The 17,493-nt window shown below is 63.1% G+C and carries 32 protein-coding genes; 19 read left to right on the top strand and 13 right to left on the bottom strand.

The annotated features are described in order from the left end of the window. Nucleotides 1–8 precede the first annotated feature (8 nt). The 11 genes from AX735_RS11105 to AX735_RS11055 all read right to left on the bottom strand — a co-directional run bounded on the left by AX735_RS11105 (nt 9) and on the right by AX735_RS11055 (nt 6,488). Entirely contained in the window at nt 9–392 is a 384-nt protein-coding gene (locus AX735_RS11105) for a phage tail assembly chaperone (RefSeq protein ID WP_066279858.1), read from the bottom strand. 98 nt (nt 393–490) lie between these two features. Next, complete coding sequence (locus AX735_RS11100) at nt 491–1,429, bottom strand: phage tail tube protein (RefSeq protein ID WP_066279853.1); 939 nt, start codon at nt 1,427–1,429, stop codon at nt 491–493. Further along, nucleotides 1,422–1,751: a hypothetical protein gene (locus tag AX735_RS11095; RefSeq protein WP_066279851.1), complete on the bottom strand. Its 330-nt coding sequence runs from the start codon at nt 1,749–1,751 to the stop codon at nt 1,422–1,424. Before AX735_RS11095 ends, AX735_RS11100 begins: the two co-directional genes overlap by 8 nt. Beyond that, nucleotides 1,751–2,167 (bottom strand): phage tail terminator protein, encoded by a 417-nt coding sequence (locus tag AX735_RS11090; RefSeq protein ID WP_066279846.1) that lies wholly within the window; start codon nt 2,165–2,167, stop codon nt 1,751–1,753. Before AX735_RS11090 ends, AX735_RS11095 begins: the two co-directional genes overlap by 1 nt. Then, nucleotides 2,164–2,664 carry a phage virion morphogenesis protein gene (locus AX735_RS11085; protein ID WP_066279843.1) on the bottom strand — a complete coding sequence of 167 codons (501 nt, stop codon included), beginning with the start codon at nt 2,662–2,664 and terminating at the stop codon, nt 2,164–2,166. The genes AX735_RS11090 and AX735_RS11085 overlap by 4 nt, the downstream gene beginning before the upstream one ends. Next, on the bottom strand, nt 2,661–3,365 hold the full coding sequence (locus AX735_RS11080; protein ID WP_066279840.1) for a DUF1320 domain-containing protein: 705 nt from the start codon (nt 3,363–3,365) through the stop codon (nt 2,661–2,663). The genes AX735_RS11085 and AX735_RS11080 overlap by 4 nt, the downstream gene beginning before the upstream one ends. After that, nucleotides 3,362–3,586: a hypothetical protein gene (locus tag AX735_RS25805; RefSeq protein WP_066279837.1), complete on the bottom strand. Its 225-nt coding sequence runs from the start codon at nt 3,584–3,586 to the stop codon at nt 3,362–3,364. The genes AX735_RS11080 and AX735_RS25805 overlap by 4 nt, the downstream gene beginning before the upstream one ends. Continuing rightward, the gene (locus AX735_RS11070; protein ID WP_066279834.1) at nt 3,586–3,942 is read right to left on the bottom strand and encodes a hypothetical protein; all 357 of its coding nucleotides are present in this window, start codon (nt 3,940–3,942) and stop codon (nt 3,586–3,588) included. The genes AX735_RS25805 and AX735_RS11070 overlap by 1 nt, the downstream gene beginning before the upstream one ends. Before the next feature lie 87 nt (nt 3,943–4,029). After that, complete coding sequence (locus tag AX735_RS11065) at nt 4,030–4,971, bottom strand: hypothetical protein (RefSeq protein ID WP_066279832.1); 942 nt, start codon at nt 4,969–4,971, stop codon at nt 4,030–4,032. Nucleotides 4,972–5,058: 87 nt separating this feature from the next. Next, nucleotides 5,059–5,391: a DUF2190 family protein gene (locus AX735_RS11060; RefSeq protein ID WP_066279828.1), complete on the bottom strand. Its 333-nt coding sequence runs from the start codon at nt 5,389–5,391 to the stop codon at nt 5,059–5,061. Nucleotides 5,392–5,480: 89 nt separating this feature from the next. Continuing rightward, nucleotides 5,481–6,488: a hypothetical protein gene (locus AX735_RS11055; protein WP_066279825.1), complete on the bottom strand. Its 1,008-nt coding sequence runs from the start codon at nt 6,486–6,488 to the stop codon at nt 5,481–5,483. Between the two features lie 228 nt (nt 6,489–6,716). On the opposite strand from AX735_RS11055, the gene AX735_RS11050 reads away from it, so the two are divergent. The 3 genes from AX735_RS11050 to AX735_RS11040 all read left to right on the top strand — a co-directional run bounded on the left by AX735_RS11050 (nt 6,717) and on the right by AX735_RS11040 (nt 7,775). Continuing rightward, nucleotides 6,717–7,088: a hypothetical protein gene (locus AX735_RS11050; protein ID WP_202189554.1), complete on the top strand. Its 372-nt coding sequence runs from the start codon at nt 6,717–6,719 to the stop codon at nt 7,086–7,088. Nucleotides 7,089–7,091: 3 nt separating this feature from the next. Further along, the gene (locus tag AX735_RS11045; protein WP_066279823.1) at nt 7,092–7,433 is read left to right on the top strand and encodes a hypothetical protein; all 342 of its coding nucleotides are present in this window, start codon (nt 7,092–7,094) and stop codon (nt 7,431–7,433) included. A 111-nt stretch (nt 7,434–7,544) separates the two neighbouring features. Beyond that, nucleotides 7,545–7,775, top strand: coding sequence for a hypothetical protein (locus tag AX735_RS11040; protein WP_066279819.1), 231 nt, complete (start codon nt 7,545–7,547; stop codon nt 7,773–7,775). A 422-nt stretch (nt 7,776–8,197) separates the two neighbouring features. Here AX735_RS11040 and AX735_RS25110 read toward each other — a convergent pair whose 3' ends face one another. Both AX735_RS25110 and AX735_RS11030 read right to left on the bottom strand, forming a co-directional pair. Beyond that, nucleotides 8,198–8,857 carry a hypothetical protein gene (locus AX735_RS25110; RefSeq protein ID WP_156447480.1) on the bottom strand — a complete coding sequence of 220 codons (660 nt, stop codon included), beginning with the start codon at nt 8,855–8,857 and terminating at the stop codon, nt 8,198–8,200. Beyond that, entirely contained in the window at nt 8,854–9,528 is a 675-nt protein-coding gene (locus tag AX735_RS11030; RefSeq protein WP_082751044.1) for a S24 family peptidase, read from the bottom strand. Before AX735_RS11030 ends, AX735_RS25110 begins: the two co-directional genes overlap by 4 nt. Before the next feature lie 52 nt (nt 9,529–9,580). Between AX735_RS11030 and AX735_RS26885 the strand changes: the two genes are divergently transcribed. The 16 genes from AX735_RS26885 (at nt 9,581) to AX735_RS10960 (ending at nt 17,492) form a co-directional block, all read left to right on the top strand. After that, nucleotides 9,581–9,880 carry a helix-turn-helix domain-containing protein gene (locus tag AX735_RS26885; protein ID WP_082751043.1) on the top strand — a complete coding sequence of 100 codons (300 nt, stop codon included), beginning with the start codon at nt 9,581–9,583 and terminating at the stop codon, nt 9,878–9,880. Beyond that, nucleotides 9,877–10,392: a hypothetical protein gene (locus AX735_RS11025; RefSeq protein ID WP_066279811.1), complete on the top strand. Its 516-nt coding sequence runs from the start codon at nt 9,877–9,879 to the stop codon at nt 10,390–10,392. The genes AX735_RS26885 and AX735_RS11025 overlap by 4 nt, the downstream gene beginning before the upstream one ends. Further along, the gene (locus AX735_RS11020; RefSeq protein ID WP_066279804.1) at nt 10,392–10,727 is read left to right on the top strand and encodes a hypothetical protein; all 336 of its coding nucleotides are present in this window, start codon (nt 10,392–10,394) and stop codon (nt 10,725–10,727) included. The genes AX735_RS11025 and AX735_RS11020 overlap by 1 nt, the downstream gene beginning before the upstream one ends. Further along, nucleotides 10,724–12,571, top strand: a complete 1,848-nt coding sequence (locus tag AX735_RS11015) for a DDE-type integrase/transposase/recombinase (RefSeq protein ID WP_066279800.1) — start codon at nt 10,724–10,726, stop codon at nt 12,569–12,571. Before AX735_RS11020 ends, AX735_RS11015 begins: the two co-directional genes overlap by 4 nt. Nucleotides 12,572–12,592: 21 nt before the next feature. After that, nucleotides 12,593–13,396 carry an ATP-binding protein gene (locus AX735_RS11010; RefSeq protein WP_156447479.1) on the top strand — a complete coding sequence of 268 codons (804 nt, stop codon included), beginning with the start codon at nt 12,593–12,595 and terminating at the stop codon, nt 13,394–13,396. Beyond that, entirely contained in the window at nt 13,393–14,076 is a 684-nt protein-coding gene (locus AX735_RS11005; RefSeq protein WP_066279793.1) for a hypothetical protein, read from the top strand. Before AX735_RS11010 ends, AX735_RS11005 begins: the two co-directional genes overlap by 4 nt. 62 nt (nt 14,077–14,138) lie before the next feature. Further along, a complete protein-coding gene (locus tag AX735_RS11000) occupies nt 14,139–14,492 on the top strand; it encodes a hypothetical protein (RefSeq protein ID WP_156447478.1) in 354 nt (117 codons plus the stop codon). After that, entirely contained in the window at nt 14,480–14,617 is a 138-nt protein-coding gene (locus tag AX735_RS25105) for a hypothetical protein (RefSeq protein WP_156447477.1), read from the top strand. Before AX735_RS11000 ends, AX735_RS25105 begins: the two co-directional genes overlap by 13 nt. Nucleotides 14,618–14,619: 2 nt before the next feature. Continuing rightward, the gene (locus tag AX735_RS10995) at nt 14,620–14,865 is read left to right on the top strand and encodes a hypothetical protein (RefSeq protein ID WP_156447476.1); all 246 of its coding nucleotides are present in this window, start codon (nt 14,620–14,622) and stop codon (nt 14,863–14,865) included. After that, entirely contained in the window at nt 14,862–15,074 is a 213-nt protein-coding gene (locus AX735_RS10990) for a hypothetical protein (RefSeq protein WP_066213339.1), read from the top strand. The genes AX735_RS10995 and AX735_RS10990 overlap by 4 nt, the downstream gene beginning before the upstream one ends. A gap of 2 nt (nt 15,075–15,076) precedes the next feature. Next, a complete protein-coding gene (locus AX735_RS10985) occupies nt 15,077–15,661 on the top strand; it encodes a host-nuclease inhibitor Gam family protein (RefSeq protein WP_066279782.1) in 585 nt (194 codons plus the stop codon). Further along, nucleotides 15,658–15,972 (top strand): hypothetical protein, encoded by a 315-nt coding sequence (locus AX735_RS10980; protein ID WP_066279779.1) that lies wholly within the window; start codon nt 15,658–15,660, stop codon nt 15,970–15,972. Before AX735_RS10985 ends, AX735_RS10980 begins: the two co-directional genes overlap by 4 nt. Continuing rightward, nucleotides 15,969–16,274: a hypothetical protein gene (locus tag AX735_RS10975; RefSeq protein WP_156447475.1), complete on the top strand. Its 306-nt coding sequence runs from the start codon at nt 15,969–15,971 to the stop codon at nt 16,272–16,274. Before AX735_RS10980 ends, AX735_RS10975 begins: the two co-directional genes overlap by 4 nt. Beyond that, complete coding sequence (locus AX735_RS10970) at nt 16,274–16,489, top strand: hypothetical protein (protein WP_066279768.1); 216 nt, start codon at nt 16,274–16,276, stop codon at nt 16,487–16,489. Before AX735_RS10975 ends, AX735_RS10970 begins: the two co-directional genes overlap by 1 nt. Further along, nucleotides 16,486–16,794 (top strand): LexA family protein, encoded by a 309-nt coding sequence (locus AX735_RS10965; protein ID WP_066279765.1) that lies wholly within the window; start codon nt 16,486–16,488, stop codon nt 16,792–16,794. The genes AX735_RS10970 and AX735_RS10965 overlap by 4 nt, the downstream gene beginning before the upstream one ends. Continuing rightward, a complete protein-coding gene (locus AX735_RS10960) occupies nt 16,791–17,492 on the top strand; it encodes a regulatory protein GemA (RefSeq protein ID WP_066279762.1) in 702 nt (233 codons plus the stop codon). Before AX735_RS10965 ends, AX735_RS10960 begins: the two co-directional genes overlap by 4 nt. Nucleotide 17,493 lies beyond the last annotated feature (1 nt).

Genomic DNA, 17,493 nt, shown 5'->3' with positions numbered 1-17,493 from the left:
CAGCGCCTTCAGTTTCCCGCGCGCGTCGCCTTTTCGCCCAACGAGCAGCTGCGATAGGCTTCCAGCACGGCCATGAATGCGCCGGGCACTTTCATCACCTGGACGAGGTTGCTCCGGTTGAATGCCAGCTTGTCACCGTCTTTCTCGGCCTCGACATCCTTCCAGTCTGTGGCGAGCTGCTCGACGAATTCTGCATAAGTTTCCGACAGCGGTTTTTCGCCAGCATCGCTCGCCGTCATCGCGGGAGCGCTGGCCAGCAGCTCCCGGTTGCCGTCGACGTCGCGGACGCGGAACTTGAGGCTGAAGCTCTGCTCTTCGACATCGCCGTCATCGGCGGGAATGGCGACCGTCACCGGCCACCAGACCAGGCGTTCCTTGACTAGCTTGAACATCGTGTTTCTCCTGTTGCTTCGCTGTGGGGTTTGGGGGTGAGCAGCGAGCCACTCACCCCCGTGCGACCCGATCAGGCTGGTCGCCTTGGGCTCGGGGGTTATTTCGCGGTGATGACCAGGTCGTCGGCTCCGCCGTCCGTGGTGAACAGCAGATCCATGTTGAACATCAGGATGTCGTCCTCGGCAGACTCGGTGATGTTGGTGACCTGAACCTTGGTAGCGCTGAGCTCGAGGATGTTGCCGGCGGCGGTCCCATGGGTCAGCGTGATCGGAATGAGCGCGCCGTCATCGAGCGAGGCAAGATAATCCTTGGTCGCCGAGGACGGAGCCTCGATCATCAGCCTGCCACTGGCACTGTGGTTGCCGCGCCGAACATAGCGCGCACCGATCAGGTTGCGCAGGTTCACCGAGACGCCGGCATCGATCGTGAGCGATCGCGTGACGGCAGCAAAACCGTCCAGCAGCAGGATCGTGTTGGCGTTGTTGACCTCGAGCGGCTCCTGCCAGTCGGTAAAGTCTGCACCCGTCGGAGCGGATACGACGCGGGCGCTGGCTGCAGGAACCAGACCGGTGAACTGCAGGTTCGCAAAGGGAACCTGGCCTGCCGTGAAATCCAGTGAATAGGTTCCGCGTGCGCCGATCATCTTGCGCTGCTGGTTCTCGACCCAGCTATACTCGCTGAGCGATCCAGGCACTGCGCCCGCTGCCGCGAACTTCTGGGTGGCAGACGTGGTGGCGACCAGCACCGGGGCTGCCATGCCGCACGCCGCGAGCAGCTTCATCCAGGGCGGCGCGGTGCCCGCCGTGCCGCTGCCTGCCAGCTCGACCTCATAGGACGAGCGCATGCGCTTGTTCGTCGGCTTGCCCTTGGTCGCACCATAGGCCCGGTTGTCCAGGTTGCGCTGCAGCTGGTCGACCTCGAGCGGCACGATCGAATAGTTGCGGGTCATGATCGCATCGTCGGCCAGGGTCGGAACGATGTCGGTGCCGTAAACGGCTTCGGGCTTGGCTGCGACGACGCGGCGGACATCAACCATAAATCTTCTCCATCACCTCGGCGGCACGCTCGCCGTCGCGAAAATCCCACTCGCCCGGCTCCAGCGCGGGGTCGGGCACTTGCATCTGCGCCAGAACCGCTGCACGCGCCGGACCGTTGACAGGCAGACCGAACCGGTCCAGTTCCAGGCCATATGCATTGCGAACCGGGTTGCTCGTGGGGGTGAGCCCGCTCACTGGCTCAGGCGCGGCATTGCCTTCGGCTTCCTCACCTCCCTGCGCGGCGGGGGCCTCCTGCGGAGCGGGATTTTCGGCGGCGGCATTGGTGCTGTCATCGACAACAGCCTTTCGAGGGGCTTTCATCAGATCTTCCTTTCGGTGCGAGATGTTCGAAACTGGACAGCCCAGGCGATGACCTGGCCGTCGGAAAGCAGCAGCGCGCCGCCATCATAATGGCACTCGCCATTGGCCTCGGGATGCTTCCAGCCCAGCAGCGCGCCGGTGATTGCATCGGCATGCGCCTTCAGATCTTCGCGGACCTTGTCCTGGTTGCGCGCCTGGGCTGACAGAACGACCACAACCTGAAAGCGGACATCGACCCGCTGGTGGATCGTGCTGGTCCTCTCGTTCTGGCTGGCCGTTTCGCGGGTCGGGATCACATACCAGGCGGGCAGCACCGTCGGCGCGCTGCGCAGCGAGGCGAACTCGATCGCGCCGTCGACGTGCTTGGCCACGCGCAGCGGCTTGAGCTGGTCGACAATGGGCTGCAGCGCGATCATGGCTCACCCCCTGCATCGCCGTTGAAGGCGGCTTTCAGATGATCGGTCAGGATCTCGACCGCATTGGCCTTGTCGCTCTCTGATGCACCGATGAATTGGCGCTTGGGGATCACGATCTGGGCGAACGCGCCAAATGGGGTCCGCAACGCCTTGCCCGTTTTCGGCCTGACTACGCCGCCCTCATTGTGGATCCGGGCATATTCTTCTGGTCCACCGGTTGCCTCAACGCCAACCTCTGCAAAGGTCTCGCCATGGTCAGGCCGTATGGCATCAACCATGTCACCTGATTTGAACAACAGTGAACCGGTGGTGCCATCGCTGCGCGGCTTCCAAGGCACGCCTAGCGGATCAACTTGCTGCCGAAATCTGTCCAGCGTGGCGACATACCATTCCCCCGAGATCTTGTTCATCGGCGCACTCAGGTCGCCGACGGCATCGATCGCCCGCTGCAGCGCCGGCGTGAGCTGATCGAACAGGTCGATGCTGACACCGCTCATCGCACATAGCCCTTGAGCCGGTCGGGATAGACAGGGCGACCCGGCGCGATCAGCACGGGGTCCGAACTGGTCGACGGGGCCATGGCAATGCCCAGCTTGATCTTGCCGTTGCCGATCGCCTCCAGGTTGCGCATCGCGATCTTCTGCGCGTCCTCGACATTCTTCGGCAGCTCGCGGCGATACAGCCGGGCATGCGCAATGTCGGCGATCGCCATCTCGACCAGCTGCGGCACGCTGGGCAGCGGCAGCGTATATCGATCGGCCAGATACGCCTCGGCCTGCGCTTGGGCATCGGCCAGTGCGCCGATCAGCATCTTGCGATCGATGCGCCCGTCGCCGGCATCGGTGAGCAGGATGATCTCTTCCAGTCCGAACCGATCGACAAAGGCTTCGATCGACAGCATCGGCGCGCCGCCGCCCGGCATGGTCCAACTGCCGTCCAGCACGGCCAGCTCGATCTGGGTGTCGCGATCGCCGCCAACGGTGCCGAGCAGCGCGGTGATGAGATAGAGCTCGCCGTCGCTGCCACCACCGATCGACAGGCTGGCGCGGCCAGCAGTAACCGCGTCGTCCAGGTCGAGCGGCGCGGATCCGCTGACCAGCCCGCGCGCTTCGCTGTTGACGCTGATCACGCTGAGGGCAGGCCCCAGATCCTCGACCAGCGTCTCCTGCGGGCTCTTGAGGCGGCGGATGACGCTCATGCCGCCCACCAAATGTCGAGCGCCCAAAACACGCCCGACAGAACGGACAGGGTGACTGATAGCAAACAGCCGCCGCCGCAGATGACGATCAACCGCTCTTCGCGCCGGGTGTCTTGTTGCGCCTGCAGGTTGTCCAGCACGACGAGCCAACAGAATGGCACGGCCGCCGCGAACGCAACGACTGATGCGCAAATTGCGAGCAGGATCGCCAGCTCCTGCATTACGCGGCCTTCGCGGCTTCGGCCATGACGATGAATGCGGCAACCTGGTCCGCATCGTCGCGATCGACGCTGTTAGCCAGAAGCTGCTGGATGTCCGGCTTCTTGGTGGCAGTGCCCAGATCGAGCTGAGCCGCAACCGCGAGCGCCTTAAGCTGCTTCACGCTGAGCTGGGCGAGTGCAGCATCGATCGGATCGGAGCCATCGGTGGCGACGGCATCATCCGGCGCAGGCTCGAGCGCGCCGAGCGCGACCAGCTCGATCGCATCGTCTTCGTCCAGCTCGATGACAGAACCAGGCAGATCTTCGCCCTTGGGTTCGCGGCCGAGCAGGCGGGTAAGAACGGTGTAGAGGGGCATGACTTTCTCCAGAAAATCGGAAGGGAGAAAACGTAAGGGGCGGGTGAACAGGGAAGCCCGCCCCTCACGCCAGGCTGCACAACGGGATCAGAATGCGGCCTGGAACAGGTAGCCGGCATCGGCGCCGACCAGCTCGGCCGAGAACTCGTCGAGCACGGCGTTCTTCCAGCTGCGGATATCGCTGTCCCATTCGACGGCTTCGACCAGCGGGTGATTGGCCAGCTGATAGGTATAGCCGTAGCTCGGCAGCGGCATGGCGCGCATGCCTTCGGGCGGGACATAGGCCATGATGACGTCGCCGCCCCAGACGTCGACGGTGGTGGTATCGTCGGTGTCGTAGATCGCATCGCCAGACACGACATTCTCGATGTCAAAATACGACTGCAGCATCGGGATCGTGATGGCGGAGCTGTTGGTGTGCTTGAAATGCTCGAGCAGCTTGGGATGCTTCTGCAGCGAGCTGGTCACCTTGCCGCCCAACACCAGCGTGTTCGGGCGACGACCGATGCGGCTGCGGATCACTTCCTTGCCGTCGAACACCTGGGTCTTCGGGTCACTGTCCGGACTCGACCACTTGTTGGTTCCGCTGAGCGCGATCTTGTTGGTCGAGGCATAGCTGGCGGCATTGCGCGCCACCTGAGCCTGCTGGATTTCCTTCTCCAGCGAAATCACCGCCAGGACGGTATCCACGCCCGTCTGCTGCAGGTTGATGCCGGGAATTTCGTTTGCCTCTTCCTGGTGCTCGATCGGGATCACGCTGGCCAGCGCTTCCTGGTGAAGGTTCACGGGCTTACCCTCGTACCCGAATTCGAGCCGAGCAATCGGCGCGCCTGGCGCGCGGCGGGTGCGGCGGCGACGGAAGCTGGAGCGGTCGAATTCGATCCGCTTGGCCGCGCGCGTCGGCATGGTCACGGTGGGAAAAAGGAAGCGACCGATCATCTCGGCATTGGTGTAGCCGCGAGCGTGATTGGTCAGGATGGGATCGACAACGCGCGCCTGGGCAGCGTTCATCTGTTGGCCGATGGGCATGGACTGGGTCTCCGAAATGGTGGTTTTGCGCCGGTGGTGAAGGGTCAGCGGGCAGGCAGCGCGCGCCCGCCCGCTGGGGTTCGCGAATTACGGGGTGAGAAACATCTCGATGATCTTGCCGTCGCCGGACGCGGCCTCGAGCGCGTAGCCCAGGATCTCGCCACTGCCGCCCTGGGCGATGGCCTTGCCGTTGGCATCGGACTTGATCGGACCACCGACTGCGATCGCGCCACCGGCCTCCACCTTGGTGGTGCCCAGCGCGTTGACGGCAACCGCATCGCCAGCTGCGACGGCATATTGCGCGACGCCGAACGCCTTTGCGCCTGCGCCGCACACGGCCCCGGCAAAGGTGACGAAGCGATTGGCGGCCAGCGCGGCGGCAGCGATGACCGTCGGGGAGAAGATCGGGGTACTCTGCATCGGGGTTTCCTTCAGGTTGAAATGGGGTTGAAAGCGGGCTGCGCGCCGATCAGGCAGCGCAGCCCTGCGGCGGCATCAGCGCGCGAAGGTCAGACCTGGGCCTGGCGAACAGCGTCCATCCAGGCCATGTCGGGCTTATCGGCCTGGATGGCCTTGGCGCGGGCGAAGAGCTCGGCCTGGCCAGGATCGACCGAATAACCCGGAGGCGCAGCGAAACTGGCGACCTTGGCCTTGGGGTCACCGCCCTTCGGGGCCAGCTCGGCAAAGCTGACCAGCGGCTTTGCGCCGCCCAACAGCTTCTTGAGCGCGGCGGCGGGCGGCATCTTGTCCGCATCGGCCTCGCCGAAACTCACCGGCTCGACCTTCTCGCCCAGCTGGTCGAGCACGCCGACGAGCAGGCTCTTGCCTGCCGGGGCCAGCGTGCCCTTGGACACCATGTCTTCGGCAAAGCTGACATGGTCGGCATGACGGGCATCTGCAGCGGCCTTGGCGGCAGCTTCTTCGCGCGCCTTGATGGCGGCCTCGCGTTCGTCCAGCGCGCGCTGGCGCTCGGCGAAATCGGCGGTCTGGTCGTCGGTTTTGGTCGTCACGGTGGACTTCTCCTGGCTGTGTTCGGGTTCGGGGGTTTCGTGCAGGGCAAAGCTGACCAGGCCGTCAGCGCCGCCCTCGGCGAGCGAGACGGTGCCGAGGCCCTTCAGGGCGGGCGCGGCGGCACCGAGGAAGCCGATATGCTTCAGGTACCACTTGCCGGGCTTGGGATTGCCGTGGTGCGTGGGCGGGTAAAATGAGGCGCTGACCTTGCGGTACCGACCTGCATTGACGGCCTCTGCAAATTCGGGCGCGACCTTGTCGACCTCTGCGATCAGCTGATCGCCTTCGAGGCGCAGGCCGGTTGCCCAGCCATAGGCGGGATGATCGGTTTTGGGGTGGCCGATGACCAGCGGTGCGGGGTCGCCTTCCGCGTCATAGGCGGCAGCGGCCTGCACCAGGTCGTCACGCGAAAAGCTGTGGCGGCTCCCGTCGACCGACGTGAAGCTGCCCGGCTTGAAGATGCGGATAGTGCCCGCGCCGCTGCTGAAGGAAATTGCCTGATCCATGGACCATGGCTTAGGCCGGGTCTGCAGCGGCCATCGGGGTAAGCTGGCTTACCCGGCTCCAGAATGAGCAGGCAGCTATCGTCTGGCCCGGATCAGGCGAAAAGGCAAGCGCGATGCATGGGGCCATCTCTCCTGGTCGGACTTCCACAGGAGACGAAAATGGCTTTTGACACGATAGCTTATGTCGGCCCCGCCAAGTCGACGGTCACCCTGCCAAACGATGGTGTCTTGGTCCAGGCGCGCAAGCTTGGCACCAGGGGCGGCAAGATCGCTCGCTACATCACCATCAAGATCGGCGCTGGCCTCGCCACCAAGCTTGCAATGCACCGCGATCGCCACCCCATGGCGGTGCAGCTTGGCCGCGACAACGATGCTGGCAAGATCGCCCTGGCCCTCGATATACAGGGCCAGTTCATTGCGACCAAAGCAAAGAAGGGCGGCAGCTACACCCTGACCATCAACGAACTCAGCGCCACCGGCAAGTTCGCGTTGGAGTTCGACGCCTTCACCAGGGACAATGTCGAAGTGCTGAAGATGCAGAGCGGTGCGAGCTTCTGCGCATTCCTCGCGACCGCTGGCATGCTGGCTGTGGAAGGCTGAGCGATGGACGACCATCGTAACGCCGGCAAGGAGGCCGGAGCGGCTGGCGATCCAAGTTCAGCCGCAAAGCAGGACCTGATGGACTTGATTCAGGCCAGCTATGAGGAGGGCGTCCGATTGCGCACACGCATGCTCGCACTCATTGAAACCAGCAGCCTTTCAAATGACGAGATCGAGCATAGGGCTGCATCGATGACTGAGCTAGTGGGCAGGATCCGGCGCAGCCAAGCACGCAAACTCAGAATGCTCGCAATCCAGCTGTCATTTGCCGGCCTTGCCATTGGCGCCCTGGGCTACGCAATCGGGGCGACCCGTCTACTGCTTGATGCGAGGTGCTTGCCATGACGCGAATCCCGGAGGCCGCAGCACAGACCGAAACCACCGGCGGGGAAGTGTTGTGCTCTGAGGTGAAAGCCTTCGCGATCCTGATGGAGCCGGATCGGAAAGCCACCCGAAATGCACAAGCCCTGGTTCATGAAGCTTCGATGCCGTGGCGCCGATATTGCTGTCAGGCTTGAGGCACACGCAGCAGACTTCGCCGCGATGGCCTACGATGGAGTGATTAACGCCCCTGTGGGCACACGCCTGAAAGTCGGACTGTGGGAATATGTCCTCACTGATGGCAAGGGCTATGCCATCGCCGAGCCGAGGTTTCGTTGCTTTGATGCACAGCTCGCGGAGGGATGACCGTTGTCGGAAGAAGCTGGGCGCAAGGGGGCTGAACCCGATCTAATTCGAGCTACCGCACGAATTCTGGAAAAGCCGCCGCCTGCACATCGGCGACTTTCAAGGGCAGATCGCATAGCGATTCAGCTGGTGCCCATTTGCCAGATCTGCCTTATCGCGATTGCGCGGGCAGAGCTGCGACCAGAACTGGTTATTGCCGCAATGGTAATCGCCGGCCTAGTGCCGATTGTGGCATTTTTCTGGTTCGAGACACGCCGAGCTCGCAAAACGAAACGCCACTAGCACTCTGCGATGCGCCCAGAGTGCGCTGTGCATTCTGTACAGCTATGGTGACGAGGTCTCGGCTACCCTTGCCTGGGTTGGGGCGGGAAAGGCGCTCTACGGGGCTTATAGCGGCTTTTTGGAAATGGTGGCAATTGCCGTCATGGCAGCACGCTCTTGGTGATCAGCGTCGTGCCAAGCGTTTCCAGGCTGCCCGATGATACCTCGCGCAACACCGTCAGGCAATCGAACCACTGCCCCTTGACCCTATTCTCAGCCATGAACCGGGTCACGAACTTGCGCGACCAGCGATCATCCAGGCTGCGCAGCTGGTTCGAGGTGAGAGTCGCGCTGCCGTTCCCGATGCTCTCCTGCGGGGAACCGAGCACGGTGCTGCAGGTGTAGCCGTCCTGATCAAAGATCGGCAGCAGATAGCCTGGCAGATCGTCTGTTGAATAGCTCGACACATTCAACGCACTGAGAGCACCAGACGATTTGGTGATCGAAACACACGAAAACTGATTGTCTTGCGGCCAACAGCGCATGGCGCTCCTGTGTTCCGTCATGCTTGAGCTGGACGAAACGACCGGCGACGCCGAGATGGCGAACTGGCTTCCGTCAGGCAGCAACTGCCATGCGATCCGCTCGACAGATGACCTTTCGGCGGTAGGCTCGCCCAGCAGCCCTTTCTCTCCGGCCTCGTAAAGCAACCATAGGGCCAGGGCGAGCGCGAGACCCGTCAGAAGGACCAGCCTGTTCCGTTGGGCGAAACTGGCCTCTTCTGGCGATCCCGAACCCATGTCCGCTTCGCCATCGGTCACAACATCTTTCCTGTCCAAACCACACGACCGATTACCTGGAATGCGTCGCGATCCGCCTTGTCCTCCAAATTGATGATGAACAGCTCATATGCCGGATTGTCGCTGATCGCAAAGACGCGGGTGGTCTGGAATTGCAGGCGCTTGATGAACAGGTCGTTGGCAACACGAACGGCGTAAATCCCGTCCCCAGTCTTCCGTGCCACGTCTATCATGACCCACTGACCGTCTGTAATCGTCGGCTCCATAGAGTCGCCGGAGGCCCTGACAAGCCGCAAGTCATCAACCTTCCCGAACTGCTCGCGCAGCCAAGCCTCAGGAAAAACCGCTGAAGCATCTCCGTCGCCAGCAAGCAAAGCTTCTGCACCCGGTCCGGCTGAGAAGGCAACATCATGCATTGGAATAGCAACGGGAGCTGCAACGAACACCTCGTAATCCTGCATGGTCGTCAGCTCATTAGCCCCGTTCAGAATCGTATCCAGGCTGATACCCAGCGCATTAGTTACAGCCAACAGCGTCGAAATCTTAGGCTCGGCACTTCCGCTAAGCAGCTTTTGCAGGGTCGGTTTTGGCAAACCCGCCGCCGCAGCCAGGTCCTCCTGACGACCGAATTTGCGAGCATGAGCAACGAGCCGTCGTCGCGCCGCATCATCCCAGGCGCTCAAATTTACCACAAATTATCTCCAATTAGGCTTGACGTCCTACGAGATACCATGCAAGGTGTAATTGCACATAAGGAATGGTATCTTGGATTGGCACGCGGAAGACTTAAAGGCTTTGATCCGGAAGAGAGGGTCAAACTTGTCTGCGATAGCTCGACGGAGTGGCCTGAAACCACAATCGATCGCGCATGCATTGTTTCGCCCTGATGCTCGTGCGGAGCAGGCTATCTCCGAATTTCTCAAGATCCCTGCTCACTCCATATGGCCCTCCCGTTACAATGCTGACGGCTCGCGCAAGCGCCCACAACCAAGACTGAACTACCGTCGTGGTGCGTGCTTCCAGAATGTCGGAGGCGCAGCGTGACTTACCGTTACCACAATGCGTCCACCGATCGCACCACATTTGTTCTATCCCAAGATGGCACGCGCCGCACGCCCGCCGATGACGGCTTTGTCATCCTGCCCCGGCATCGTGATGACCGCACCGGCAACATCCACTGGCGGCTGATCTGGCGCGATTTCGCGCATTTCCTGGGCGTCAGCGATGACGACATTCTGGACTATGACCCGCTCTGGCTGCGCGATCGCCTGTCCGCCACGGCTGAGGCCAAGGGCTATGATGGCCGTTGCGTCGGGGCATTGTGCTGGAGTCTGGTGCTCGATCGTCAGGATGCGCTCACCTATGCTGCTGCTCTGGGCTTTGACCCCATCCACCTGTGGCCGGGTCGCTGCGCCCGCTGGCCCAGGGAGCTGCAATATCTGCCGGTGCCGTCGCCAGCCGCGCCGTCGCCCACCTGGCCATCGCTGCCCGCGCGTTTGCGCGCCGGCCTGCTCGCTGCGCGCGCCGCCTTTTTGGCCGAGGTCCGGGGCGACTGATGAAGCGCCAGACACACCTCACTGCCCAGCAGATCGCTGACCTCAAGCTCGAAGGCATGCCGACATCGGCGCGCCGGGTGCGCAGCTGGGCGGAAGATCGTGGTTGGGAGTTTATCGCAAAGCCCGACAACCAGGGCGGTCGCCATTTCGCCATCTCGTCTCTGCCTGCCAGCGCCCAGGCTGATCTGAAGGCCCGCTGGGCGGGCCAGCGCAAGGCCGCGCCATCGGCCAGCAACACGCACGATGGCAAGGGTCGGTCGCTCGGCGATCGCGCCTGCAGGGCGCTTGCAGCCGCATTGCAGACCTTCGCCGATGAAATGTGGGGCGACGCATGAAGCGCCAGACACACCTCACTGCCCAGCAGATCGCTGACCTGAAGCTCGAAGGCATGCCGACATCGGCGCGCCGGGTGCTGGCATGGGCGGACAGATATCAGTGGGAGTATCAGCAGAAAGCACGTCAGCAAGGCGGCCGCCATTTCGCCATCTCGTCTCTGCCTGCTAGCGCCCAGGCTGATCTGAAGGCCCGCTGGGCGGGCCAGCGCAAGGCCCGGCCAACAGCCAGCAACACGCACGATGGCAAGGGTCGCCCCAGCTGGTGGGCCGCGCATCCGGAAGTGGCCGATGCGGTGCAGGCGTGCCTGGCTGTCCACAAATGGTCGGCCTCGGTCATCATGGAAATGCTGGCCACCGAGTTCGTGGAGCTGCCATCGGCGCGGTCGCTGCGCCGATTCATCGCAGCCTATGAGAAGGCCAACAAGCCGCTGCTCGCGTCGCTGCGCGATCCCGATGCGTTCAAGAACAAGTTCAGGGCATCGGTAGGCACGATGTCTGGCTCTGCGCTCTATGCGCATCATATGTGGGAGATCGATACGACTCCCGCCGATGTGATGACGACCGAAGGGCGCAAGGCTGTTTTGGGCATTGTCGATCGATATTCGCGTCGCGCCAGATTCATGGTCTGCAAGTCTGAAAGCGCGCAGAGCGTCCGCCGTTTCCTCATCGACACCATCCGCGCCTGGGGCGTCATGCCCACGATCATCTTCACCGATCAGGGCAGCGGCTTCATCAACAAGTCGATAAAGAGTGCGCTGGAGATCTTGGGGATCGATCTTCACGATCTGCCTCCAGCCCGTCCGGACCTCAAGCCGTTCGTTGAACGTGTCTTTGGCACGTTCACCCGTCAGCGCGCAGAAATCATGCCGGGCTATATCGGCCATAATGTTGCCGAGGCGCAGGTGCTGCGCGCCCGCGCGCGCAAGGCAACTGGCAAGCCCGTCATCGTCGCGCAAATGTCGGCGGACCAGCTGCAAGAGGCACTCGATAACTGGGCATCCGGCCCATATTACCAACGCAATCACAGCACCTTGAAAATGTCGCCCATGGCGAAGGAGCAAAGCTCCCGCCGCCTGGCCGCTAGGGCACCGGACGAACAGACCCTCACTAAGGCCCTGTCTGCCCTGGTCGGTCCGCGCATTGTCGGCAAGCGCGGCATTGCCTGGAACGGCGGCCGCTACTGGTCTGCGGAATGCGCGGCCTATATCGGCAGGTCCGTCGTCGTTCGCCGCGACGAGGAAGATCTGGGCGCGCTGTTCATCTTCGATGCAGAGGACAGGACGTTCATCGGCACGGCTGTCAACGTCCAGCGCTCGGGCCTCAGCGAACAGGAGTTCGCACGCCAGGCACGGGCTGACCAGGCGCAGCTGCTGAAGGTTCAGCGGGCCGAGCTGCTCGCCAAGCAACGTCGGTTCAAGCCGGAACAGGCGGCGCTCAACGTGCTGATGGCCGATGCCAAGGCTGCCGGCAAGCTCAGCACGCTACCGGTCGCGCGCAACGCCCGGAACGATGCTGCGGTCGCCGACCAGGCCAGGGCGGTGCCTGCCGAACCAAAGCGCACCCGCAAGGCCAGCACCAAAGGCCAGGCAGATGCCGCAGCAACCAGCTGGGCAGAAATGAACATCAGCCAGCGGGTCGCGCATGTCGATGCCCTGCTGGCCGCGCATGCCCGTGGTGAGGCTGTCGATGCTGAGGAAGTGGCATGGGCCAGAAGCTTCACCGAGAGCACCAGTTACCAGGCTGAGAAGATCATGATCGCGCATTTCGCGCCCCGGTCTGTCCAGCCTGCGCCCACCGATTTCACCAACACCGCCGCCGGGCAGATGTCCGGCAAGGCTGGCTGACCCTCAAGCAGGAGCAACACCATGAACCACAACGGGCAAAGTTTACTGGAAGCGGGGGGCGGCCTGATCTTGCCCGGAGGCAGTGAGCCGATCGAGGGTCGCCAGGCACCACTGACCAACATGCAGCTTGCGCTGCGCACGTTGATGGACTGCATGGCCGTGGGCCGTGACTCGCCGCGCCTTGGCATGCTCTACGGCTATTCGGGCTATGGCAAGTCCGTCGGCGCGGCCTTTGCCGCGGCGCGCACCAACGCCACCTATGTCTGCGCCAAATCGGTCTGGACCCAGCGCACCCTGCTCGAAGCCATCGCAACGTCGCTCGGCATCAACAAGCTGGCGCGCACCGCACCGAAGATCCTCGAACAGATCATCGAGCAGCTGACCATCTTTCCCCGCCCGCTGGTGATTGATGAGATGGACTTCCTGGTAAAGCGCCAGGCGGTCGAGATCATCCGCGACATCCACGACGCAACATCGATCGCCATCATGATGATCGGCGAAGAGGATCTTCCTGCCAAGCTGAAGGAATGGGAGCGGTTCGACAACCGCATCCGCGTGGCCACCGCCGCCCAGCCCGCCAGCGACGAAGATACGCTGGCCCTGCGCGATCATTACTGCCTCAGGGCCAAAATCGCCGACGATCTGGCGCTGCTGTTCAAACAGGCCTGTCGGGGCTGCACCCGGCGCATCGTCACCAACCTGATCGAGGCTGACACAATCGCTCGTGATGAGCGCCAGGCCAATCCCGACCGCGCCTGGTGGGGCAACCGTCCGATCATGACCGGCGATCTGCAGATCCGCCGCATCCAGGGAGGCCGCGCATGAACTTCCCCGCCACCATTCTGCCTGCGCCTGTCCAGCCCCTGGACAGCACGTGCGAACACACCGCGCGCGATGTGCTCTGGTCGCTGCTGCGCGTCGCTGCCGATCCCATGAGCATTGGCGATATCGTGCGCCGCTCCGGCTTTGATCCTGTCGTCGTGACGCGCTGGCTGCGCAAATGGCGGTCGTCTGGCCTACTGGTCCATGTTGGCCGCCAGTGCGAAATCAGCATGAACGGCTTCGCCCGGCGCTATGAAATCGCGCCTGAGGATGTGCCCATCAAGCCGCTGGGCCAGCGGTTCACCCCCGCCAACATGCGCCAGCGCATCTGGACGGCCGTGCGGGTGCTCAAGGTGTTCGAGCTGCCCATGCTGGTCCTCGCCGCAGAGACCAACACCTACAGCGCACTCAAATATCTAGGTGAGCTGGTTCGGGCAGGCTATCTGGAACGGATCGATCCGCCGGGCGCGCCACACCGCAAATACCGGATCGTTCTCGACACCGGCCCTCACCATCCATCGGTGAGCCGGGTGGTGATCGACGGCAGGCCCTACACCCGCATTATCGACCACAACAACAGCGCGCAGCTGCACCTTGCCCTTGGCCCTCGCGGTCGCCCGCCGGGCGGCACCCGCCCTGCTGCCTGCGCCTCTGCCTCCCCTTTTTTTGACCGGAAGGATTAACCATGTCTGGTAAGGTTACCGTCACCAATATCCAGCGCGCCACCGCAGCTTGGGGCGCGGATATGCCGGCATGGGTCCGCCTTCTGGCGAGCGCTGCCGATGCAACCAATCAGCGCAAGGCCGGAGAGAAAATCAATCGCAACGCGGGGGTGATCTCGCGGGTCCTCAATCGCAACTATGCGGGCAGCTATCCCGAGATCGAACGCCTGGTCCGCGCGGCCTGGGGCAATGAGGACGTTCTCTGCCCTGTGTGGAATGACACGATTCCGCTGGCTTCCTGCATGAACCTGCGACGCAAGAAGGGCTTCCCGCGCAATGCGGTGGAGAACCTTTACTACCAGGCCTGCCCGGCCTGCCCGAACAACACCGACACCGCGTTGGATCAGGCCGAAGAGACCGCGCCATGCGCCGCCTGATCGCCAAGATCGGCCAGCAGGGCTTCACCCCACTCAGCTTCGTGCTGACCGTGGTGCTGCCCACCGCTGCCGCGATCGTCCTGGGCACCGCCCTCATTGTTGCAACCGCCTCACCAGGAGCATGAACATGGACCACCAGATTGCACTTTCACCCGTTGCGCACGAGCTGCTCTCCGCTCTGAGCGAGACCACGGGTTTTGACATCTACTGCTTCTCTCAGGCCAATGCCGGGCGGGAGCTGGAGCGAGCAGGCCTCGCTCGTATCGTCCGAGCCAAGGCTCCGCCTGCCGGTTGGAAGCAGCAGCCGTATTTCGGGATCAAGATCAAGGCCGCTGGTCGAAAGCTGCTACGCGCAGCGGGTGCACGGTCATGACAGTCTGCACCGACTATCGCGCCGTCCAGGGCGAGCGCGGCTATCTCGTGCTCTACCGCAGCACCGGCGACAACGTCTGCCCCGGATGCGGCGGTCGCCAGTGGGAGGTCGGTCGCGTCATGGCCGAATGCGCCCTGTGCGGCACCGCGATCCCGCTCGTTTCGCCCGACATCCCGACCCCCACCGATCCCGAAGCCGAAAGGAACTGACCATGGCTGCTGCCCGCCGCAAGGCCCCCACACAGATTGCGCCCCAGACCATCCAGGAGGCGACCGCGACGATCGACAAATACATGGCGATGCAGGCCACCGTCGACCAGCTGAAGGCAGATGCCGATGCCTCGATCCAGCAGATCGAAGGCGCGCGCGATGCGATGGTCGCCCCGCTTGAGCAGGCGCAGAAGGAACTGTTCAAACAGCTGCGCGCCTGGTGGGCCGTCGCCAAGGATCAGCTGACCGAAGGCAAGCGCAAGTCGATCGAGCTGGCGGGTGCCATCATCGGCGAGCGGACCAATACGCCTTCGCTCAAGCTCCCCAAGGGCGTGAACCAGGAGGACTTCATCGAGAAGATCCGTGCCGCGCTCGAAGAGAACGCGAATCCCTACATCCGCACTAAGCTCGAGCTCGACAAACAGGCGATCATCAAGACGCTGCGCAAGGGCGAGGATGATCCGATGGCCGAGCGCCTGGCCACGCTGGGCGCTGCCGTTTCCCAGGCCGACCAGTTCTTCATCGATCGCGCCGGAAAGCGCGAGGCGGATCCCGAGCTGGTCGATGTCGAGGGAGGCGCAGCATGACCGGCCCCACGATTGAGGTCACGTGGGTTGAGGCACGGGTGAACATCACCGAACCCGGCTTTCAGGACCTGGAGGATGGCACCGGGATTGAGGAATCGATCGCTGTGGGTGCTGGCTTGGTGCAGGGACAGCGCCTGATCTATCTGGTCGCGGTCGATTTCAAGAAGCAGGCAGAAATCTGCCTGGAGGTCTTCCATGCCCGTCAACTGATGGCCCTGCTGCAGCAGGCCATAGATGATCCGGTCGCACCAGTCGGTCTGGCATTGGTCAGCTCGGCTCCGGCCAATGATGGTGCGGGAGGCGCAGCATGACCAGCACACCTCCCAAGCCTGTTCCGGTAAGCGTTGCCATCCATTTCATGGCCGCTTCTGTCTGTTCCGGCCCGGCCCAGCCTATCCACGACGCCGAAGGCAACGTTGTTCGCGGCGCTGCCGGCATTGCGACAAAGTTCATCAACGGCACCCCTTTGATCATCCTGTCGCTTGTCGAAGACGGTCGCCAGACCACGATGGCGCTGGATCCCGACGGCCTGGACCAGTTCTGCGACATGCTGGCTGAGGCGGTGCGCTGGCAGAATGCCGCGCTCACTCCCGCGACGGGGAGCGTGAACTGATGCCACGCCACAGCGCGAGCCTTCGCGAAGCGCAGGCTCTTGCCGCCCGTCTGGACCGTGGTGGCGACAAACGCTCAGCCGAAATCATTCGGGCACTGATCCGCAGCTTTCAGGCCAGCCGCACAACGAACCAGATTCTGCACCAGGACAACCTCGAGCTGCGCGGCGCGGGCGTGCTGGCACCGCAATCTCGAAAGATGGATATCCGTCAATGACAGAGAACCAACTCCGCACGCTCGATAATATCAGGGCGTTTATTGCCACCTATCGCCGTGGGCCGACCATCCGCGAGCTGATGCGGATCGAGGGCCTCAAATCCACGGGCGGCATCTACAGTCGATTGTCAGCCCTCGTTCGCGACGGCTATCTGCGCAAGCTCGATGACCACCATGGCCGCTATGTGCCGATCGATCATGTCGATCAGGTCGATCTGCGCGGCTGCTCGACCGAGGCCCTGAAAGCCGAGATGCAACGGCGTGGCGAGGTCTGTGGCATCGTCCTGCCGGACAATAGCCGATGACCCGTCAGGCTCAGCCTTCGCGCCGCACAGCCGGCAATGATCCGCGGACCCGCAAGATCCGCGCGATCATGGCGGCATGCAACCGGCTCGGCCTGGACGAAGATGCGCGCCGCGATCGCATCGAGCAGGTGAGCGGCCAGCGCTCGCTCTCCAGGCTGACCGATGGCCAGCTGGGTAAGCTGCTCGATGGACTCAACGGTGGCTGGAAGCCGGGCCGCGCCGATCGCCCGCATCTGGGCAAGATCAAGGCGCTGTGGTGGAGCCTTTACTGGTTGGGGGAGATCGACGAACCAGGCGATCCGGCCCTCAATGCCTTCGTCAAGCGCCAGACGGGCCTGTCGGCGTTGCGCTTTGTCGATTTCCGTTATGCATCATCGGTGATCGAGGCGCTCAAGGCCATTGCAACGCGCGCCGGGGTGGTCTGGCCGCACGATGCCGATGTCCGGTCGCTGGAAGCCTCCATACCGGGCTTCACCCATGCCCATGCGGACAGGGTTGCGGTGTTGAAATGCCTCGACCGGCTCTGCGCCGACAGGGTGATGGTGTTCCCGATCGAGCTGGCCCGGCGCGAGATCGGTTCGCATGCCAATATGCACCATTGGTCGGAGCGGGAGATGGACGAGGCGATCCGATTCCTCGGCCAGCGCTGGCGCGCCAAAAAGGCGCGCGCCGCCCAGACGCCGCAGGCGGAGGGCTGAT

It is taken from the genome of Blastomonas sp. CCH1-A6 (assembly GCF_001556365.1).
GTDB lineage: Bacteria > Pseudomonadota > Alphaproteobacteria > Sphingomonadales > Sphingomonadaceae > Blastomonas > Blastomonas ursincola.
Note: the sequence above shows the minus strand (reverse complement) of the source record. Positions and strands in the feature narration are given on the sequence as shown.

What these genes read in the sequence shown, in the direction of transcription:
- AX735_RS11105 (WP_066279858.1), bottom strand. Translation starts at nt 392, where the DNA reads ATGTTCAAGCTAGTCAAGGAACGCCTGGTCTGGTGGCCGGTGACGGTC.
- AX735_RS11100 (WP_066279853.1), bottom strand. Translation starts at nt 1,429, where the DNA reads ATGGTTGATGTCCGCCGCGTCGTCGCAGCCAAGCCCGAAGCCGTTTAC.
- AX735_RS11095 (WP_066279851.1), bottom strand. Translation starts at nt 1,751, where the DNA reads ATGAAAGCCCCTCGAAAGGCTGTTGTCGATGACAGCACCAATGCCGCC.
- AX735_RS11090 (WP_066279846.1), bottom strand. Translation starts at nt 2,167, where the DNA reads ATGATCGCGCTGCAGCCCATTGTCGACCAGCTCAAGCCGCTGCGCGTG.
- AX735_RS11085 (WP_066279843.1), bottom strand. Translation starts at nt 2,664, where the DNA reads ATGAGCGGTGTCAGCATCGACCTGTTCGATCAGCTCACGCCGGCGCTG.
- AX735_RS11080 (WP_066279840.1), bottom strand. Translation starts at nt 3,365, where the DNA reads ATGAGCGTCATCCGCCGCCTCAAGAGCCCGCAGGAGACGCTGGTCGAG.
- AX735_RS25805 (WP_066279837.1), bottom strand. Translation starts at nt 3,586, where the DNA reads ATGCAGGAGCTGGCGATCCTGCTCGCAATTTGCGCATCAGTCGTTGCG.
- AX735_RS11070 (WP_066279834.1), bottom strand. Translation starts at nt 3,942, where the DNA reads ATGCCCCTCTACACCGTTCTTACCCGCCTGCTCGGCCGCGAACCCAAG.
- AX735_RS11065 (WP_066279832.1), bottom strand. Translation starts at nt 4,971, where the DNA reads ATGCCCATCGGCCAACAGATGAACGCTGCCCAGGCGCGCGTTGTCGAT.
- AX735_RS11060 (WP_066279828.1), bottom strand. Translation starts at nt 5,391, where the DNA reads ATGCAGAGTACCCCGATCTTCTCCCCGACGGTCATCGCTGCCGCCGCG.
- AX735_RS11055 (WP_066279825.1), bottom strand. Translation starts at nt 6,488, where the DNA reads ATGGATCAGGCAATTTCCTTCAGCAGCGGCGCGGGCACTATCCGCATC.
- AX735_RS11045 (WP_066279823.1), top strand. Translation starts at nt 7,092, where the DNA reads ATGGACGACCATCGTAACGCCGGCAAGGAGGCCGGAGCGGCTGGCGAT.
- AX735_RS11040 (WP_066279819.1), top strand. Translation starts at nt 7,545, where the DNA reads ATGCACAAGCCCTGGTTCATGAAGCTTCGATGCCGTGGCGCCGATATT.
- AX735_RS11020 (WP_066279804.1), top strand. Translation starts at nt 10,392, where the DNA reads ATGAAGCGCCAGACACACCTCACTGCCCAGCAGATCGCTGACCTCAAG.
- AX735_RS11015 (WP_066279800.1), top strand. Translation starts at nt 10,724, where the DNA reads ATGAAGCGCCAGACACACCTCACTGCCCAGCAGATCGCTGACCTGAAG.
- AX735_RS11010 (WP_156447479.1), top strand. Translation starts at nt 12,593, where the DNA reads ATGAACCACAACGGGCAAAGTTTACTGGAAGCGGGGGGCGGCCTGATC.
- AX735_RS11005 (WP_066279793.1), top strand. Translation starts at nt 13,393, where the DNA reads ATGAACTTCCCCGCCACCATTCTGCCTGCGCCTGTCCAGCCCCTGGAC.
- AX735_RS11000 (WP_156447478.1), top strand. Translation starts at nt 14,139, where the DNA reads ATGCCGGCATGGGTCCGCCTTCTGGCGAGCGCTGCCGATGCAACCAAT.
- AX735_RS25105 (WP_156447477.1), top strand. Translation starts at nt 14,480, where the DNA reads ATGCGCCGCCTGATCGCCAAGATCGGCCAGCAGGGCTTCACCCCACTC.
- AX735_RS10995 (WP_156447476.1), top strand. Translation starts at nt 14,620, where the DNA reads ATGGACCACCAGATTGCACTTTCACCCGTTGCGCACGAGCTGCTCTCC.
- AX735_RS10990 (WP_066213339.1), top strand. Translation starts at nt 14,862, where the DNA reads ATGACAGTCTGCACCGACTATCGCGCCGTCCAGGGCGAGCGCGGCTAT.
- AX735_RS10985 (WP_066279782.1), top strand. Translation starts at nt 15,077, where the DNA reads ATGGCTGCTGCCCGCCGCAAGGCCCCCACACAGATTGCGCCCCAGACC.
- AX735_RS10980 (WP_066279779.1), top strand. Translation starts at nt 15,658, where the DNA reads ATGACCGGCCCCACGATTGAGGTCACGTGGGTTGAGGCACGGGTGAAC.
- AX735_RS10975 (WP_156447475.1), top strand. Translation starts at nt 15,969, where the DNA reads ATGACCAGCACACCTCCCAAGCCTGTTCCGGTAAGCGTTGCCATCCAT.
- AX735_RS10970 (WP_066279768.1), top strand. Translation starts at nt 16,274, where the DNA reads ATGCCACGCCACAGCGCGAGCCTTCGCGAAGCGCAGGCTCTTGCCGCC.
- AX735_RS10965 (WP_066279765.1), top strand. Translation starts at nt 16,486, where the DNA reads ATGACAGAGAACCAACTCCGCACGCTCGATAATATCAGGGCGTTTATT.
- AX735_RS10960 (WP_066279762.1), top strand. Translation starts at nt 16,791, where the DNA reads ATGACCCGTCAGGCTCAGCCTTCGCGCCGCACAGCCGGCAATGATCCG.